Consider the following 20,057-nt stretch of genomic DNA (forward strand, 5'->3'; position numbering starts at 1 on the left):
CGGGGCGCGGGGTGAGCGGGGGCCGTGCCGGTCGGTCCGCCGGCGCGGCGCCCCGCGGGGGCGGATGATCGTCACCGGCCTCCCCTGGCGTGCCGGGCGAGCCGGCGCAGGGCCTCGGCGAAGTCCTCGGCCACGCGGCGCACGGTCGCGGTGTCGTGGACGCCGGGCCGGTGGTGCCAGGTGAAGGCGAGACGGCCGTGCTGGACCGCGCCCACCACCTCCAGCAGGTGCGAGCCGGGGTCCCGGGGGTCGTGGTCCTGCCCGAACGAGCCGTGTTCGGCGCGGACCAGGCCGCCGTCCGCCGTGTCGGGTCGGGCGTCCCACTGGCCGAGGTAGTTGAAGACCACCTGGCTGTGCGCGCTGCCGCCCAGGCGCTCGCGGACCTCGGGCGGTCCGAAGGTGCGCAGGGCGCCGAAGCCGATGCCGTTGCCGGGCACGGCCCGCAGCTGGCGGCGCACCGACTTCACCAGGGACCGCCAGTCGCGGTCCGGGCCGAGGTCGCCGGGCTCGGACACCTGGAGGGCGACCGGGTAGATGGTGGTGAACCAGCCGACCGTGCGGGAGAGGTCGACGCCGTCGAGGAGGTCCTCGCGGCCGTGGCCCTCCAGGTCCAGGCGGACCCGGTCGTGTCCGGTCCAGCGGGCCAGCGCCAGGGCGAGGGCGGCGAGCAGGACGTCGTTGACCCGGGTGCGGTAGGCGGTGGGCGCGGAGCGCAGCAGGGCCTCGGTGTCCTCTTCGCCGAGTTCCACGCTCACCACGGCCGCCGGTCCCGGCTCGGCCGCCGGTGCGGGGTCCGCCGGGGCGGGTTCGGCGTGTACCGCCTGTTCCCAGTGCGGCAGTTCGTGGTCGAGACCGCCCTCGGCGACGAACGCGGCGAGTCCTCGTGACCACGCGCGGAAGCTGGTGCCGCGCTCCCCCAGCGTGACCGGGGCGCCCTGGAGCGCCTGCCGGTAGGCGGTCTCCAGGTCGTCGCGGAGGATGCGCCAGGACACGGCGTCCACGACCAGGTGGTGGGCGACGAGGAGGAGGAAGGCGGGCCGGTCCGGCTCGCCGGTGAACAGCGCGGCGCGCAGCTGCGGGCCGTGGGCCAGGTCGAAGCCCGCGTGCAGTTCGTCGGCGGTCTTCGCCATGGCCGCGTCGGCGTCCTCGGCGGACAGTCCGGTGAGGTCGTGGCGGGTGAGGACGCCATGGCCGCCGGCGGGCGGCGGGTTGAACTGCCGCCAGCCGTCCGCCTCCCGGGTGAACCGCATGCGCAGGGCGTCGTGGTGCTCCAGCAGCGCGTCGAGGGCGGCCCGCAGCGCCCGCGGGTCGGGGGTGCCGTCGAGTTCCAGCAGCGCCGACTGGTTGAAGTGGTGGTGGGCGGCGCGCGGGCTGGTCAGGAACCAGTGCTGGATGGGGGTGAGCGGCACCTCGCCGGTCACCGGGCCCTGTCCGGACCGCTGGGGCGCGCTGCGGACGACGGTGGCGAGTTCGGCGACGGTCTGGTGGGTGAAGAGGTCCCGGGTGGCGATGTGCAGGCCGTCGCGGCGCAGCCGGGAGACGACCTGCATGCTCAGGACGGAGTCGCCGCCGAGCGCGAAGAAGTTGTCGTCGGCGCCGACCTCGTCGATGCCCAGGACGTCGGCCCAGATCCGGGCGATGCGGCGTTCGGTCTCGCTGCGCGGCGCGGTCCGCGGTCCGTCGCCGGCGCGGGCGGGCCCGGGTGCGGGCAGGGCCCGCCGGTCGGTCTTGCCGTTCGGGGTGAGCGGCAGCCGGTCGAGGGCCACGAAGACGGACGGCACCATGTGCGGCGGCAGCAGCCCGCCCAGGTGCAGCCGCAGTTCGCCGACGGGCAGCGGGGCGGACGGGTCGGCCTGGACGACGTAGGCCACGAGCCGGGCGGGGGCACCGGGCGTGTCCGCCTCGCGTACGGTCACGACCGCGTCCCGCACCAGGGGGCTGCGGCGCAGCGCGCTCTCGACCTCGCCGGGTTCGATGCGGAAGCCGCGCAGTTTGACCTGGTCGTCGGCGCGTCCGGCGAAGCGGAGCAGGCCGTCGGCGGTCCAGCGGACGAGGTCCCCGGTGCGGTACATCCGCTCTCCCGGCGCGCCGAACGGGTCGGCGACGAACCGCTGGGCGGTGAGGCCGGGCCGGCCCGGGTAGCCGCGGGCCAGTCCGGGACCGGCGATGTACAGCTCGCCGGTCACGCCGGGCGGGACGGGTCGCAGGGCGGCGTCGAGGACGTGGACGCGGGTGCTGCCGGCGGGGCGGCCGATGGGCGGGGCGCCGGTGCCGGGGGTCAGCGGGCCGGTCCAGGTGGCGACGACCGTGGCCTCGGTGGGCCCGTAGGAGTTGATCATCCGGCGGCCGGGCGCCCAGGTCTCGACCAGGTCGGCGGGGCATGCCTCGGCGCCCACGATCAGCGTGCGCAGGGCGGGCAGGGCGGCGGCGGTCTCCGGCGCCACGGTGGCCAGCGCGGCCGGCGGGATCAGCGTGTGGGTGATGTGCCGCTCGGCGAGCACCTCCGCGAGCCGTTCCCCGACCAGGGGCCCCTCCTCGCCGGTGACCAGGGCGGCCCCGCTGAGCAGGGAGACGCACAGTTCCAGGACGGAGGCGTCGAAGCTGGGCGAGGCGAACTGGAGTACCCGGTCGCCGGGGCCCGCCGCGTACTGTTCGGCGGCGGACGCGGCGAAGACGGCCAGGCCCCGGTGGGTGACCGCGACGCCCTTGGGGGTGCCGGTGGAGCCCGAGGTGTAGATGACGTAGGCGGGGTGCGCGGGGGTGAGCGCGGTGGGGCGGTCGGTGTCCGTGGGCGCGGTCGGTGGTCCGTCCGCGGTCCACACCTCGGCGGGGTCGGCGAGGACGAGGTGGGCGCCCGCGTCCCGGATCATGAACTCCCGTCGCTGCGGCGGGTAGTCCGGGTCGACGGGCAGGAAGGCGCCGCCGGCCTTGGCGACGGCGAGCTGGGCCACGACCGTCGCCGCGGAGCGGGGCAGGGCCAGGGCCACGACCCGCTCAGGTCCGACGCCGTCCCGCAGCAGGCGGTGGGCCAGCCGGTTGGCCGCCCGGTCGACGTCCGCGTAGGTCAGCTCGCGGTCGCCGTCCACGAGTGCCACCGCGTCCGGGGTGCGGGCCGCCTGCCGTTCGAACAGGTCGGGCAGGGTCGCCTCGGGCACCGGGCGGAAGGTGCCGCGGCCGTGGTCCAGCAGAGTCTTCAGTTCGTCGTCGGAGGTCAGCGGCAGGGCGCCGAGCGGGCGGTCGGGGTTCTCGGCGACGGCGTCCAGCAGGGTGCCGAGCTGGCCGGCCATCCGTTCGGCGGTGGCCGCGTCGAACAGGTCGGTGTTGTACGTGAGCAGGCCGTGCAGGGCTCCGGAGCCGGTCTCGGCGAACTCCAGGGTGAGGTCGAACGCGGCCTGCTCCGACTCCGGTTCGACATCGGTGACGTCCAGGCCGGGCAGGTCGAGGTCGGCCGCCGGGGTGTTCTGCAGGACGACCATGACCTGGAAGAGCGGGCTGCGGCTGGTGTCGCGGACCGGCTGGACCTCGTCCACGACCCGCTCGAAGGGCACGTCCTGGTGGGCGAAGGCGTCGAGGACGGTCTGCCGCACCGCGCCCAGGAAGGCGGTGAACGGCTGGTCGGCGCCGGCCCGGGACCGCAGCACCAGGGTGTTGACGAAGAACCCGACCAGGGCCTGGGTCTCGGCCCGGTCGCGGCCGGAGGTGACGGTGCCGACGGCGATGTCGTCGGTGCCGGAGAGCCGGGCCAGATAGGCCTGGGCGGCGGCGACGAGCGTGGTGAACAGGGTGGTTCCCCGGTCCCGGGCGAGGCCGGTCAGCCGCCGGGCCGTCCGGGCGGGCACGACCAGGGGGGTGGTGGCGCCGGCGCTGGTGCGCACCGGCGGCCGGGGCCGGTCGGTGGGCAGGTCCAGCGGTGCGGTGCCGGCCAGGTGCTGCCTCCAGTAGGCGAGCTGCCCGTCCGCGCCGGCGGCGCCGGCCGTGCGCTGCCAGTGCGCGTAGTCCGCGTACTGCACCGGCAGCGGTAGCAGCCCGTCCTGTGCGACGCCCAGTTGCGCCCGGTAGAGGTGGGCGAGGTCGCCGAGCAGGACGGAGGTGGACCAGCCGTCGGTGACGATGTGGTGCAGGGTCAGGGTGAGGACGTGGTCGTGGTCGGCGAGCCGGACAAGGCCGGCGCGCAGCAGCGGTCCCTGACGCAGGTCGAAGGGGCGGGAGCGCTCCTCGGCGAGCAGATCCCGCAGCGCGAGTTCGCGTTCGCCGTCGGTGAGGTGGGCCAGGTCGCGCACCGGGAGCGGTACGTCCTGGGGCGGGTGGACGCGCTGTACGCCGTGTCCGTCGACGCTGTCGAAGGTGGTGCGCAGCGACTCGTGCCGGGCCACCAGGGCGCCGAGGGCCGCGTGGAGGGCGCCGGTGTCCAGGGTGCCGTGCAGGCGCAGGGCGAGCGCGGTCACGTACTCGGCGCCGCCGGGCGCGAACTCCTCCAGGAACCAAAGGCGTTGCTGGGCGTACGACATCGGCACGGCCCCCTCGCGGGCGACCGGGACGATCTCCGGCCGGCCGCTGCCCTGCCGGCTGCCGAGCAGCCGGGCCAGACCTGCGGGCGTGGGATGGCTGAACACCGCGCGGGGGGTGAGGTCGGTGTCGAAGTCCTCGGCGAGGCGGGAGGCGAGCCGGATGGAGAGGATCGAGTCGCCGCCGAGCCGGAAGAAGTCGTCCTCGGCGCCGGGCGGTTCGATGCCCAGCACCTCGCCGAAGACGTCCGCCGTGCGGCGCTCGGCCTCGGTGCGCGGCTCCACCCGCCCGGCCTGTGCCGCGGCCCGGGGGGCGGGCAGGGCCGCCCGGTCCACCTTGCCGTTGCCGCTCAGCGGGAGGGCGTCGAGCGGGACGAAGGCGCCGGGGACGAGGTACTCGGGCAGGGCGCGGGCGGCGAAGGCCCGCAGCTCCTCGGGGTCCCGGCCGGCCGGGCCGACGACGTAGGCGACGAGCCGCCTGGCGCCGGGCCGGTCCTCGCGGGCCAGCACGGCCACGTCCACGACGCCGGGGTGGGCGGCGAGGGCCGCCTCGACCTCGCCGGGCTCCACCCTGAAGCCGCGGATCTTGACCTGGTCGTCGGCGCGGCCCAGGAACTCGACGGTGCCGTCCGGCCGCCGCCGGGCCAGGTCGCCCGTGCGGTACATCCGGGCTCCGGGCGGGCCGCAGGGGTCGGCGAGGAAGCGGGCGGCGGTGTCGCCGGGACGGCCCAGGTAGCCGCGGGCGACGCCCTCTCCGGCCACGTACAGCTCGCCCGCGCAGCCCGGCGGCACGGGCCGCAGCCGGGCGTCGAGGACGTGGACCCGCATGTCGTCCAGGGGGTGGCCGACGGGGACGGTGTCGGGCACCGCCGCCGGGTCGGTGAGCGCGCAGGACGTCGCGAAGGTGGTGGTCTCGGTGGGCCCGTAGCCGTCCACCACGGTCAGTCCGGGGCAGGCGGCCAGGACGCGGCGCACGGCCTGGGCGGGGACGACGTCGCCGCCGGTCCAGACCTGGCCGAGACCGCGGAAGCAGTCCGGCGCGTCCTGGGCGAGCAGCCGGAACAGGCCGGCGGTCAGCCACAGCGCGCTCAGCCCGTCACCGGCGGTCAGCCGGCGGATCAGGGCCGCGTCCACGCCGTCGCCGGGGGCCACGACCACGCAGCCGCCGTTGAGGAGGGGCGCCCACACCTCGAAGGTGGCCGCGTCGAAGGCCACCGGCGAGTGCAGCAGCACCCGGGCGGACACCCCGCCGGCGAACCGGCTGTCGGTGGCGAGCGCCGCGACGTCGCGGTGGCGTACGGCGACCGCCTTGGGGCGGCCGGTGGAGCCGGAGGTGAACATCACGTACGCCAGCCGGTCGGGGTCGGCGGGCGGGGCCTGCTCCCCCGTGCCGGTGCCGTGCGCCGGCCGGCCGGGACCGGCGTCCGGTGTCCGCTCGTCCCCGGTCCCGGGGCGGGCGGCGGCCACCTCGGCGGCGGTGAGCCGGACGGTCGCGCCCGCCTGGGCGAGGAGGGTGCGGCGGCGCTCCTCGGGGGCCCGGGTGTCGACGGGCACGTAGGCGCCGCCCGCCATGAGCACCGCGAGCTGGGCGACGACGAGTTCGGCGGAGCGCTCCATCAGCAGCGCCACCCGGCCCTCGGGGGCCAGCCCGCCGGCGAGCAGCCGGGCGGACAGGGCGCCGGACCACTCGGCGAGTTCCCGGTAGGTCACCGCGCGGTCGCCGTCGGACACCGCTGTCGCGTCCGGGGCGCGGCGGGCCTGCTCGGCGAACAGGTCCACCGGGCTGCGCGGTGCGGTGCGGCGGGCGGTGGTGTTCCAGGCGGCCAGCAGGCCGCGGTCGGCCGGGGTGAGCAGGTCGAGGCCGTCGGTGAGCAGGTCGAGGCCGTCGAGGCCGGTGCCGGACCCGTCGGCGAGGATGGTGAGCAGGGCGGCGAACCGCTCCGCGGCACGCTCGGCGGTGCCCGCGTCGAACAGGCCGGGGTCGTAGGAGAGGTCGAAGCCGAGCCGTTCGGCCAGGTGGGCGCGCAGGCACCACGGGAAGGTGGTGGCGTCGTCGGCGCGCACCTCCTCGACGCGGACGCCGGTGCGGGCCGTGGCCTCCTCGTCCACGGGGTAGTTCTCGAAGACCACCATGCTGTCGAACAGCGGTTCGCCGGCGGGGATCGCGGTGGCGGCCTGGATGCGGGGCAGGGCGAGGAAGTCGAAGCGGCGGGCGTCGCTCTGCCGTTCCTGGAGGTCGCGCAGCCACGGCAGTACGGGTCCGGACGGGACGCGGACACGCGTCGGCACGGTGTTGATGAACATGCCGATCATGCCTTCGACGCCGGGCAGTTCGGCGGGGCGGCCGGAGACGGTGGTGCCGAACACCACGTCGTCCCGGCCGCTGTACCGGGCCAGCAGCAGCGCCCAGGCGCCCTCGACCACGGTGTTGACGGTGAGCCCGGCGCGGGCGGCGGTCTCCCGCAGCCGCTGCGAGACGCCGGTGTCCAGCTCGTGGTGGACGGCCGCGGCGGACCGGGCCCGGTGGGCCTCGGCGGGCGTGCGGTCGTACGGCAGCGGGGTGCGGGCGGTGAATCCGGCCAGGGCGTCGGCCCAGTGCCGTTCGGCCGCCGTCTCGTCCTGCTCGTCCAGCCAGTGCAGGAAGTCCGCGAAGGGCCGCCGCAGCGGGGGTGGCGTGTGCGGGCCGCCGGTCAGCTCGGCGTAGTGCGCGCAGACCTCGGTGAGCAGCTGTCCGGTGCTCCAGCCGTCGAGGACGATGTGGTGGGTGGACCACAGCAGCAGCACCTCGTCGCCGGGCAGGGCGGCCAGGGTGAGGCGGGTCAGCGGTGCGGCGGTGAGGTCCATGCCCGCGGCGCGGTCCTCGGCGAGCAGCCGGTCGGTCGCCTCGGCGCGCTGTCCGGGGGTGAGGGTGCGCCAGTCGAGGCGGGTGACGGGCAGCTCGGCGTGGCGGTGGACGATCTGGACGGGGTGGGGCAGGCCCTGCCAGTGGACGCTCGTACGCAGGGCCGGGGTGCGGTCGGTGACCTGCTGCCAGGCCGCGGCGAAGGCGTCCGGGTCGGCCACGCCGGACAGCCGTACGGCCGTGCGGTCGAAGTAGGCGTGCTCGGTGTCGACGAGGCCGTGGAAGAGCATGCCGGACTGGAGCGGGGTGAGCGGCAGGACGTCCTCGACGTGCCTGCCGTCGCCGACGAGCCGGTCCAGCCGGTCCTGGGTGAGGTGGGCGAGGGGGAAGTCGGAGGGGGTGCGGCCGCCCGCGCCGGGGCGGGTGCAGTGCGCCACCAGGTCGCGCAGGGCGACGGTGGTCTCCTCGGCGAGCCGGGCGACGGTGGCCCGGTCGTAGATCTCCGCCGGGTAGGTCCAGCCGAGTTCGAGGCGGCCCTGCTGGACCACTCCGGTGATGTCCAGGAGGTAGGGGCGGGGCTCGTCCGGGTCGGTGTCCCGGCCGGCCGGGGGCAGGGAGCCGCGGACCAGGCCGTCGGCGGTGGCGCCGCCGGCGTCCCACTGGCCGTGGTAGTTGAAGCCGATCAGGGGGGCCGGGGCGGCGGCGAGCGGGCTGCCGGGCGTCAGGTGGCGCAGGGCGCCGTGGCTCAGGCCGTGCAGCGGTACGGCGCGCAGCTGCTCCTTGACGGAGCGGAGGGTGTCGTGCCAGCCGGCGTCGGGGTCGACGCGCAGGGCGAGGGGGAACTCGGCGGTGAACCAGCCCACCGTGCGCGACAGGTCGACGTCCTCGAACAGGTCCTCGCGGCCGTGGCCCTCCACGCCGAGCAGCACGGTGTCGCGCCCGCACCAGCGGGCCAGGGTGCGGCCGAGGGCGCTGAGGAGGACGTCGTTGACCTGGGTGCGGTAGACCTCGGGGACCTGCCGCAGCAGGGCGTCGGTGGTCCCGGCGTCCAGGGTGACGGTGACGGTGGCGGCGGTGCCGTGGGTGTTGGCGCCGGGCCGTCCGGCGGGCAGCCCGGCCGGGGCCGCGGTGGCGCGGGTCCAGTAGGGCAGGTCCGCGTCCAGGCCGCCGGAGCGGGTGTGCCGGTCGAGGCGGGCCGCCCAGTGGCCGTAGGAGGTGCCGGGGGCGGGCAGTGCGGCGGGGGTCCCGGCCGCGGCGGCCCGGTGGGCGGTCTCCAGGTCGGCCAGCAGGATGCGCCAGGAGACGCCGTCGATCACCAGGTGGTGGGCGGTGATGACGAGCTGTCCGGGCCGCCGCGGGCCGAGGTCGAGGAACAGGACGCGGACGACCCGGCCCTCGGCGGGGTCGAGGGCGGCCTGCGCCTCGTCCGTGAGCCGCTGCGCCTGCGCCTCCGCCGCCCCGTCGTCCAGGCCGGTCAGGTCGTGCCGGGTGAAGACGCCGTCCGGTGCCTCGTCCAGCACCTCCTGGCGCCACCCGTCGGCGGTGCGGCGGAACCGTGTCCGCAGGGCCGCGTGGTGGCGTACGAGGGTGTCGGCGGCCTGCCGCAGGGCGGGGGCATCGGTGTCCGGGGCGAGTTCGAGGCGCTGGGTCATGGTGAAGCGCAGCTTCTGCCCGGGGTCGCGCCCGTCCAGGTACCAGTGCTGGATGGGGGTGAGCGGCGCCTCGGCCGGGGTGTCCTCGCCGGTTGCCGCGCGGGGCGCCGACTCGCCGGTGCACAGGGCGAGTTCGGCGACCGTCTGGTGGCGGAAGACGTCCTTGGTGGTGAGGGCGAGGCCGGCCTGCCGGGCGCGGGAGACGATCTGGATGCTGAGGATGGAGTCGCCGCCGAGCGCGAAGAAGTTGTCCCGGGTGCCGACCCGTTCGACGCCGAGGACCTCGGCCCAGATCGCGGCGAGGCGTTCCTCGGTGGCGGTCCGGGGGGCGGTGTACGGGGTGGCGCTGTCGGGCTGCGCGGGCGGAGCGGGCAGGGCGCGCCGGTCGGTCTTGCCGCTGGTGGTGCGCGGGATGCCGGCCAGCGTGACGAACGCGGCGGGCACCATGTGGTCGGGCAGGGTACGGCGCAGGGCGACCCGCAGTGCGTCGGCGGAGGGGGTCCGGCCGGCGGCGGGCACCACGTAGGCGACCAGCATGAGACGGCCGGCGTGTTCCCGCGCGGTCACCGCCGCGTCGGTGACGTCGGGGTGGGCGAGGAGGGCGGCCTCGACCTCGCCGGGCTCGATGCGGAACCCGCGGATCTTGACCTGTTCGTCCACGCGCCCGAGGAACTCCAGGAGTCCGTCCCGGTCCCAGCGGGCCCGGTCCCCGGTGCGGTACATGCGCTCGCCCGGCGCGCCGAACGGGTCGGCGAGGAAGCGGGCGGCGGTCAGTCCGGGCCGGCCGAGGTAGCCGCGGGCGACCTGCGCCCCGGCCAGGTACAGCTCGCCGGGTGTCCCGGGCGGCACCGGGCGCAGCGCGCCGTCGAGGACGTAGGCCCGCAGGTTGCCGCCGGGACGGCCGAGGACCGGCCGGCCGGGCCGGTCGGCGCAGCGGCCGTAGACGGCGTCGACGGTGCATTCGGTGGGCCCGTACATGTTGTACACGGCCACGCCCAGTTCGCGTTCGGCGCGTACGAGCTCCTGCCAGGTGGCCGTGGTGACGGCCTCGCCGCCGACGAGCAGCAGTCCCGGGTGGTGGCGGCCGGGGGCGAGCAGGCCGGCGGAGGTGAGTTCGCGCAGGAAGGAGGGGGTGACGTTCACCAGGTCGAGGCGGTGTGCGGCGACCAGGGCGCAGAACGCCTCCGGGTCCAGGCGTACGTCCTCGTCGACGAGGTGCACCTCGTGGCCGAGGGCGAGGAGCAGCGGTCCCTCCCAGGAGGTGTCGAAGGAGAAGGAGGCGCTGAGCGCGGCGCGCAGCCGCCGCCCGCCGGCGGTGTGCGGGGCGAGCAGGTGCTCGCGGTGGTCGTGGCAGAGGTTGACCAGCTGCCGGTGTTCGACGGCGACGCCCTTGGGGCGGCCGGTGGAGCCGGAGGTGTGGATGATGTAGGCGGTGTGTCCGGGCAGCAGCGGCCGGACGCGGTCCGCGTCGGCCGGGTCGTGGTCGGGCAGCCGGTCCCAGGGCACCGCGTCGAGGCCGGTGAGCAGGGTGTGCGGCCGGACGTCGTCGAGGAGGAACGCGACGCGGTCCTCCGGCAGGGCGGGATCGAGGCAGACCAGGGTGGCGCCCGCCTTGAGGACCGCGAGCACCGCCACCACCAGGTCGGAGGTGCGCGGGAGCCGTACCGCGACGACGTCCTCGGGGCCGGCGCCGCCGGCGATGAGGTGGTGGGCGAGCCGGTTGGCCCGCCGGTTCAGCGCGGCGAAGTCCAGGGTGGCGTCCCGGGCCACCAGGGCGGTGTCGTGCGGGGTGCGGGCGGCCCGGTCCTCGAACAGGGCCGGGAAGGTGGTGTCCGGCTCGGACAGGCGGGCGCCCGCGCCGTACCGGAGCACCTGCTGCCGTTCCTGGTCGGTCATCAGCGGCAGGGCGCCCACGGACCGCTCCGGGTCCTCGGCGGCGGCCTCCAGCAGGATCCGCAGCCGGCCGGCGAGCCGTTCGGCGGTGCCGGCGTCGAACAGCCCGGTGTTGTACTCCAGGTAGCCGGTGAGGCCGCCGTCGCTCTCCACGAAGTCGAAGGCGAGGTCGAAGGTGGCGTTGCGGACCGGCGGGGTCACCGGTTCCACCGTGAGGCCGGGCAGCCGGAGCGTCTCGGCGCCCAGGTTGTGCAGCGCGACCATCACCTGGAACAGCGGGGTGCGGCTGGTGTCGCGTTCGGGCTGGAGGGCGTCCACGACCCGCTCGAAGGGGACGTCCTGGTGGGCGAACGCCTCCAGGACGGTGCCGCGCACCTCGGCCAGCAGCTCCCGGAAGGGCAGGTCGGGGCGGACGCGGGCGCGCAGCACGAGGGTGTTGACGAACATGCCGACCACGTCGTGCAGTTCGGGCCGGTCACGGCCGGCGGTGACGGTGCCGACGGTGACGTCCTCCTGGCCGGCCCAGCGGGCGAGCAGCACCTGGCAGGCCGTCACCAGGGTCATGTAGAGGGTGGCGTCGGCCTCCCGGCCGCGCTCGCGCAGCCGCGCGGTCAGCGCGGCGGGCAGGGTGAAGGTCACCAGGGCGCCGTCGCGGGTGCGGACGGCCGGGCGGGGCCGGTCGGTGGGCACTTCCAGCGGGGTCACGCCGTCGAGGGTCCGGCGCCAGTAGGCGAGGTCGGCCTCGGCGTGGCCGGTGCGTCCGCGCTGCCAGGCGGCGTAGTCGGTGTAGCGGACCGGCAGGTCGGGCAGGGCGGGGCGGCGGCCGTCCAGCGCCGCCGCGTACAGCTCGCCCAGGTCCCGGCCGAGGACGCCGACGGACCAGCCGTCGGTGGCGATGTGGTGCACGGCGAGGACGAGGACGTGCTCGTCGGCGGCGAGCCGGGCCAGGCGGGCGCGCAGCAGCGGTCCGGCGGCCAGGTCGAACGGGGTCGCGGCCTCGTGCTCGATGAGGGCGTCCAGGGCGGACGGGTCCGCGAGGTCCTCCACGGAGAGGTCGACGGGCCGCGGCGGGTGGACGATCTGCCGTGGTCGGCCGTCCTGTTCGGCGAAGGTGGTGCGCAGTGTGCCGTGCCGGGCGACCAGGCCGTCCAGGGCGGTGCGCAGCGCGCCGGTGTCGAGCGGGCCGCGCAGGCGCAGCACCGACAGGGTGGTGTACTCGGTGCTGCCCGGCTCGAACCGGTCGAGGAACCACAGCCGTTGCTGGGCGTACGACAGCGGGGCCGGGGTGTCCGTGGCGGCGGCCGGGATGGCGTCGGCGTCGCTCCCGGTCCCGGGGGCGCCGAGCGCCGCCGCGAGGGCGGAGAGGGTGGGGTGGGTGAACAGCAGCCTCGGTGAGACGTCGGTGCCGAAGGCGGCGCGCAGCCGGGAGGTGACGCGGACGGCGAGGATGGAGTCGCCGCCGAGGGCGAAGAAGTCGTCGTCGGCGCCGACCTCGTCGGTGTCCAGGACGTCGGTCCACGCGGCGGCGACGAGCTGTTCGGCGGGGGTGCGCGGCGCGGTCCGCGCGGCGTCGGCGGCGAAGCCGTCGGGGCCGGGGGCGGGCAGGGCGCGCCGGTCGAGTTTGCCGTTGACGGTGAGCGGCAGGGCGGCCATCGGCACGTAGGCCGCGGGCACCATGTGCGCGGGCAGCAGCCGTTCCAGGTGGGCGCGGAGGTCCGCGGCGGAGGGGGGCGGCACGGTGCGGTCGCCGGTGCCGGTGCCGACGACGTGGGCCACCAGCCGGCGTGTCCCGGCGGTGTCCTCGTACACGCCGACGGCCGCCGCGCCCACACCCGGGTGGGTGTGCAGGGCGGCCTCGATCTCGCCGGGCTCGATGCGGTAGCCGCGGATCTTGACCTGCTGGTCGGCGCGGCCCAGGTACTCCAGGGTGCCGTCGGCCCGCCGGCGGGCCCGGTCCCCGGTGCGGTACATGCGGGTGCCGGGCCGTCCGAACGGGTCGGCGGGGAAGCGGGCCGCGGTGAGGCCGGGCCGGTTCAGGTAGCCGCGCGCCAGGCCCTCGCCGGCGACGAACAGCTCCCCCACCGCGCCGGGCGGTACCGGGTTCATGGTGTCGTCGAGGACGTGGACCCGCAGGTCGGGGATGCCGGTGCCGATGGGGCTCGCGGTGCCGCCCCGGGCGGCGTCGCGGTCCAGGGGCGCGTAGGTGACGTGCACGGTGGTCTCGGTGATGCCGTACATGTTGACCAGGCGGGGCGCGGTGTCCGGGTGGCGGGCGTACCAGTCGGCGAGGCGGGTGACGTCGAGCGCCTCGCCGCCGAATATGACGGTGCGCAGCGCCAGCCGGTCACCGGTGGCGGGGAGTTCGGCGTCCGCGCGGATCAGCGGGTAGAACGCGGAGGGTGTCTGGTTGAGGACGGTGACCTGTTCGTCGGCGAGCAGCCGCAGGAAGTCCTCCGGGGAGCGGGCGGTGTCCTCGGGGACGACGACGAGCCGGCCGCCGTGCAGCAGCGGGCCCCACAGCTCCCACACCGAGAAGTCGAAGGCGTAGGAGTGGAAGAGGGTCCACACGTCGTCGGGTCCGAAGCCGAACCACTGGTGGGTGCGGGTGAACAGCCGGACCACGTTGGCGTGCGGGACGACGACGCCCTTGGGGCGGCCGGTGGAGCCGGAGGTGTAGATGGCGTAGGCGGGGCTGTCGGGCAGCGGGCGGCGGGCCGGGTCCGCCGGGCCGGTGGCCGGACGCCGGGCAAGGTCCGCCCGTACGTCGGGGTCGTCGAGCAGCAGGACGGGGACGGTGGTCCCGGCCTCGGTGCGGGTGGTGGTGATCAGTGCCACGGGCCGGGCGTCGGCGAGGATGTTCCGGACCCGTTCGGCGGGCAGCGCGGGGTCGACGGGCAGGTAGGCGGCGCCGGCCTTCAGCACGGCCAGGACGGCCACGACGAGGTCGGTGGAGCGGGGCAGGGCGAGGGCCACGAACGTCTCGGGTCCGGCGCCGAGTTCGGCGAGCCGGTGGGCGAGGCGGTTCGCCCGCGCGTCCAGGGTGGCGTAGTCGAGGCGGTCGTCGCCGCAGCCGACGGCCTCGGCGTCAGGGGTGCGGGCGGCCTGTGCCGCGAAGAGTTCGGGCAGCGTCTGGGCGGGCCGGCCCTCGGCGGTGCCGTTCCACTCGGTGAGCAGCCGGTGCCGTTCCCCGGCGGTGGTCCAGGCGAGGGCGCGCAGCGGGCGGTCCGGGTCGTCGGCCAGCTCGGTGAGGAGCAGGCACAGCCGGCCGGCGAGCGCCCGGACGGTCGCGGCGTCGAACAGGCCGGGGTCGTAGGCGAGGTCGAAGCCGAACCGTTCGCCCTGGTAGGCCCGCAGGACGAGGGGGTAGTTGGTGGCGTCCCGGGAGGAGACGTCCGTCAGGCGTATCCCGGAGCCGGCCGCGCCCGCCTCGTCGAAGGGGTAGTTCTCGAAGGCGACCATGCTGTCGAACAACGGGCTGCCCGCGGGTACGTCGCTCAGGCCGGTCAGTTCGGCGAGGGACACCGCGGCGAACCGCCGGGCCTCGGCCTGCGCCTCCTGGAGTTCCCTGAGCCAGGCGGTGGCGGTACGGCCGCCGTCGACCCGGACGCGGGTGGGCAGGGTGTTGATGAACATGCCCACCATCGACTCGACGCCGGGCAGGTCGTCGGGGCGCCCGGAGACGGTGGTGCCGAACAGCACGTCCGGTTCGGCGCTGTAGCGGGACAGCAGCAGCGCCCAGGCGCCCTGCACCACGGTGCCGAGGGTGAGTCCGGCCGACCGGGCGGTGCGGGCCAGCCGCGCGGAGACCTCCTCGGACAGTCCGGCCGTGTGCACGTCGGCGGAGCGGGTCTCGTGCCCGGGGCGGCGGACGCGGTCGGCGGGCAGCGGGGTGGGGGTGGCGAAGCCGTCGAGGACGGTCCGCCAGTGCGCGTGGGCGGCGTCGGTGTCCTGGGCGGCCAGCCAGCGCACGTAGTCGCCGAACGGCCGCCGCAGCGGGGGCCGCGGCTCGGTGCCGGCGGTGAGCGCCGCGTACTCCGCGAACACGTCGGTGAGGACCTGGGCGAGGCTCCAGCCGTCCAGGATCAGGTGGTGGGAGGTCCACAGCAGGTGCAGCCGGGCATCGGGCAGCCGGACGAGCGTCAGCCGCATCAGGGGCGCCGTGTCGAGGTCGATGCCGCGCGCGAGGTCGTCGGCGCGCAGCCGGGCGAGCCGGTCGGCCCGCTCCGCCGCGTCCGCTTCCCGCCAGTCGAACCGTTCCACCGGTACGGTGACGCGGCGGTGCACGACCTGGAGCGGTACCGGCACGTCCTCCCAGACCACGCGGGTGCGCAGGGCGGGAGTGCGGTCGGTGACGCGCTGCCAGGCGACGGCCAGGGCGTCGGGGTCGCCGACGCCCTCCAGCAGCAGCGCGGCCTGGTCGACGTACACGTCGTCCGGTCCGCCGACGAGCCGGTGGAAGAGCATGCCCTCCTGGAGCGGGGTGAGCGGCAGCAGGTCCTCCACGTCCCGGCCGTCGCCGGCGAGCCGGTCCACGCCGGCCTGGTCCAGGCGGGCGAGCGGGAAGTCGGAGGGGGTACGGCCGCCGGCGCCGGGGCGGGCGCAGTGCCCGGCGATGGCGGCGAGGGCGCCCACCATGCCGTCGGCCAGCCGCTGGACGGTGCCGGCCCGGTGCACCTGGTCGCTGTAGTGCCAGGTGATCTCCAGCTCGCCGTCGGAGACCACGGCGGAGACGTCCAGCAGGTGGTCCAGGGGCCTCTCCGGGTCGACGTCGCGGCCGGGTACGTCGGCGGTGGGCGCGAAGTCCCCTCCGGGGGCGGCCTCCCACTGGCCGTGGTAGGTGAAGCAGACCGGGGGCAGCGGCAGCGCGCCGAGGGCGCGGGCCTCCGGCCGGGGTGAGCCGAGGTGGCCGAGCGCCTGGTAGGTCAGCCCGCGGCGGGGTACGGCCCGCAGCCGCTCCTTGACGGCCTTGAGGGTGGCGCCCCAGTCGGCCGGGTCCGCGGGGGTGAGGGTCACCGGGTACTGGGTGGTGAACCAGCCGACCGTGCGGGACAGGTCGGCGCCCTCGGCGAGGTCCTCCTCGCGTCCGTGGCCCTCCAGGGCGACGGTCACCCGGTCGGTGCCCGTCCAGTCGGCGAGGACCCGGCCCAGCGCGCTCAGCAGCACGTCGTTGACCTGGGTGCGGTACACGCCCGGCACGCGGCGCAGCAGCGCGTCGGTGGTGGCGCGGTCCACGCGGGTGCGTACGGTGCGCACGGATCCGGCGAGCGGGGTGCCGGGGAGGTCCACGGGCAGCGGGGTGCGGGGCTGGGCGGCCTCTTCGGCCCAGTACGCCAGGTCGTCGTCGAAGTCACCGGCGCGGACCCGGTCGGTGAGCCGGCGCGCCCAGTCGGCGAGCGGGGTGTGCTCGGGTTCGAGCCGGGGTTCCCCGCCCGCCGCGGCCTGCCGGTAGGCCAGTTCGAGGTCGGCGAGGAGGACCCGCCAGGACACGCTGTCGACCGCCAGGTGGTGGACGGTCAGGAACAGCCGGGGCCGTTCGCCGCCGGTCAGCAGGGCGGCGCGCAGCAGGGCGCCGGTGGCCGGGGCCAGGGCGGCGCGGGCGGCGTCGGCGGCCTCTGCCGGCGCGGTCGCGGGGTCGTGGCAGGTCAGCAGTGCGGTGGCCGGGCCGGTGCCGGGGTGCTGCCGCCAGGTCTGCGCGGTGCGGGTGAACCGGGCGCGCAGCGACGGGTGGTGGGTCACGACGGCTTCCAGCGCTCGTTCCAGGGCGGGCCGGTCGAGGTCGTGGGGCAGGTCGAGCAGCATCGACATGCTGAAGTGCCGCAGCGGGCCGTGGGTGGCGAGGAACCACTCCTGGACCGGGGTGAGCGGGGCGGGCCCGTCCTCGTGCGGGCGCCGGGGCGCGGGCAGCGGGGCGGTGCGGTGGGACGCGGCGGCGGCCAGGTCGGCGACCGTCTGGTGGCGGAAGACGTCCTGGGAGCCGATCCGCAGGCCCGCGGCGCGGGCCCGGGCGACGGCCTGGATGCTGAGGATCGAGTCACCGCCCAGCTCGAAGAAGTTGTCGGTGACGCCGACCCGGGGCACGCCGAGCACCTCGGCCCAGATGCCGGCCAGGGTCTCCTCGTCCGGGGTGCGGGGGGCGGCGAACTCGCGCTGCCCCTCGGTGGGCGCGGGGGCGGGCAGCGCGCGGCGGTCCAGTTTTCCGCTGGTGGTCAGCGGCAGCGCGTCGAGCGGGGTGAAGGACGACGGGACCAGGGGATCCGGCAGGGTGCGGCGCAGGGCCGCCCGCAGGTCTGCCGGGACGGGCCGGGGCGTTCCGGGCGCGGGGACGACGTAGGCGGCGAGGCGGGTGTGGCCGTGCGCGTCGGGTGCGGCGACGACCGCGGCGGCGCCGATCCCGGGCAGGGCGAGCAGGGCGGCCTCGATCTCCCCGGGCTCGATGCGGTGGCCGCGCACCTTGACCTGGTCGTCGGCGCGGCCGAGGTAGTCCAGGCGGCCGTCGGCGGTCCAGCGGGCCAGGTCGCCGGTGCGGTACATGCGGGTGCCGGGCGGCCCGTAGGGGTCGGCGGGGAAGCGGGCCGCGGTCAGGCCGGGACGGCCGGTGTAGCCGCGGGCCAGCTGGGCACCGGCGAGGTACAGCTCGCCGCCGACGCCGGGCGGCACGGGCTGGAGGCGGTCGTCCAGGACGTAGGCGCGGACGCCGGGCAGGGGTCGGCCCACCAGCGGGCGGTCGCCGCCGTCGATACGGCAGGACAGCGCGTCGACCGTGCACTCGGTGGGGCCGTAGAAGTTGTGGGCCCGCACGTCCGGGTGGGCGGCCAGCTCCCGCCACAGGGCGGGGCCGACGGCCTCGCCGCCGAGCATGAGGACGCGGGGGTGGTGCCGGGGGTCGGTGAGCAGTCCGGCGGGCAGCAGCTGCCGCAGGTAGGACGGGGTGACGTCGAGGAAGTCGACGCGGTGTTCGACCACGTACTCGACCAGGGCGGCCGGGTCCATCCGGGTGACCTCGTCGACCAGGTGCAGCGGGTGGCCGTCGGCCATCAGCAGCACGCCCTCCAGGGAGGTGTCGAAGGAGAACGACGCGGTGAGGGCCACCCGCAGCGGGCCGCCGCCCGCGTCGGCGACGAAGCCCTCGCGGTGGGCGGCCAGCAGGCGCACGGCCGAGCGGTGGGCGACGGCGACGCCCTTGGGCCGGCCGGTGGAGCCGGAGGTGTAGATGACGTAGGCGGTGTTCCGCGGGTCCAGCGGGGCGCGCCGGTCGGCGTCGGTGGGGTCGGTGTCCGGGGCGGTCGCGGGCACCGCGCGCAGGGCGGCCTCGTCCAGGACCAGGGCGGGGCGGGCGTCGTCGAGGAGGTACCGGACGCGTTCCTCGGGCAGGGCCGGGTCCAGGGGCAGGTAGCCGGCGCCGGACTTCCAGGTCGCGAGGATCGCCGTGATCATGTCGGCGGTGCGCGGCAGGCGCAGCGCGACCAGTTGTTCGGGGCCGGCGCCCAGGGCGATGAGGTGGTGGGCGAGCCGGTTGGCACGGGCGTTGAGGGCGGCGTAGTCGAGCCGTTCGCCGCCGGCGACCAGGGCGAGGGCGTCGGGGGTGCGGGCGGCCCTCCGCTCGAAGAGGGCGGGGTAGGTGGTGTCCTCGACCGGCGGCGCGGCGGGGTTCCAGTCGTGGACGACCTGCCGGGTCTCCTCCTCGGACAGCAGGGGCAGGCTGCCCAGGGGGCTGTCGGGCGCGCCGGCGGCGCCCTCCAGGAGGCGCAGCAGCTGTCCGGTCATGCGCGCGGCGGTGGCCGGGTCGAACAGGTCGGTGCGGTACTCCAGCAGACCGGTCAGGTGCTCGCCGTCCGGGACGAACTCCACGCTCAGGTCGAAGGTGGCCGCCTGCCGGGGCACGGTGACCGGTTCGGTGGCGAGGCCCTGCGGGGCGGTCGCGGCGGGCGGGTCGGGGTGCAGCAGGACCAGCACGTCGAACAGCGGGTTGCGGCCCGCCTCACGGGGTGCGCCCACCGCTTCCACGATCCGCTCGAACGGCGTGTCGCCGTGGGCGAAGGCGCCGTTGACCGTGTCGGCCGCCTGTGCGAGCAGGTCGCGGAAGGTGGCGGAGGGGTCCACCGCGGTGCGCAGCACGACCGTGTTCACGAAGAAGCCGACGGTGCGTTCCAGATCGGTGCGGGACCGGCCGGGGGTGAGGGAGCCGACGGTGATGTCGTCCTGGCCGGACCAGCGGGCCAGCAGGGCCTGGGTGGCGGCGACCAGGGTGGTGTGCAGGGTGGTGCGGTGGTCTCTGGCGAGGTCGCGCAGCCGCGCCGTGAGACGGGCGGGCACGGTGAAGGTGTGGACGGCGCCCGCACCCGCCTCCTCGCCGCGCCGCGGCCGGTCCAGGGGCAGTTCCGGGGCGACCGCGCCGGTGAGCCGGTCCTTCCAGTAGGCGAGGTGCTTTTCGAGGCGCGGCCCGGAGAGCTGGTCGCGCTGCCACACCGCGAAGTCCGGGTACTGCGTGGCCACCGGGGGCAGGTCCGGTGCGGCGCCCCGGGCGAGGGCGTCGTAGGCGGTGCACAGTTCGTCCACGACCAGGCCCATCGACCAGCCGTCGGTGACGATGTGATGGGCGGTCAGCAGCAGCACGTGCGAGGTGGCGGACTCGCGCAGCAGCAGCGCCCGCAGCAGGGGGCCCTGCCGCAGGTCGAAGGGGCGGGAGTACTCCGCCCGCAGGTCCGCGTCCAGGTCACCGGTGTCGCGGACCGGCAGCGGCACCGGACCCGCCGGCCGCACGGTCTGCGCGGGCCGGCCGTCGGTCTCCGCGAACGTGGTGCGCAGCGCCTCGTGCCGGGCCACCACGGCGGTCAGGGCCTCCCGCAGCGCCTCATGGTCCGGGGTGCCGGTGAGGCGGAGCGCGACCGCGCTGTTGTAGCGCGCGTCGCCGGGGCGCAGGCGGTCCAGGAACCACAGGCGCTGCTGGGCGAAGGACAGGGGCAGCGGGTGGTCCCGGTCGGCGCGGGGGATGCCCTGCCGGGTGCCCGGGGCGGCGGCGGCCCCGGCCCGTCCGGCGAGGCGCCGGCGCAGTGCCTCGCGCAGGTCGGCGGGGAGGGCCTCGGCGCGGTCCTGCCGGGCGGACGCCGGGGAGGCGGGGCGGTGGTCGGGGTTCGACGGGGTCGAAGACGTCATGGTCGTCGGTTC

At 76.4% G+C, this 20,057-nt stretch carries 1 protein-coding gene; it reads right to left on the reverse strand.

Going from position 1 to position 20,057, the window contains the following annotated elements; all coding sequences use genetic code 11:
* Positions 1 to 71 precede the first annotated feature (71 nt).
* A complete protein-coding gene (locus tag ABZ117_RS21120) occupies positions 72 to 20,045 on the reverse strand; it encodes a non-ribosomal peptide synthase/polyketide synthase (protein WP_356822883.1) in 19,974 nt (6,657 codons plus the stop codon).
* Positions 20,046 to 20,057 lie beyond the last annotated feature (12 nt).

Origin of the sequence: Streptomyces sp. NPDC006309 (assembly GCF_040613095.1) — a bacterium.
In the GTDB taxonomy this organism is placed as follows: Bacteria; Actinomycetota; Actinomycetes; order Streptomycetales; family Streptomycetaceae; genus Streptomyces.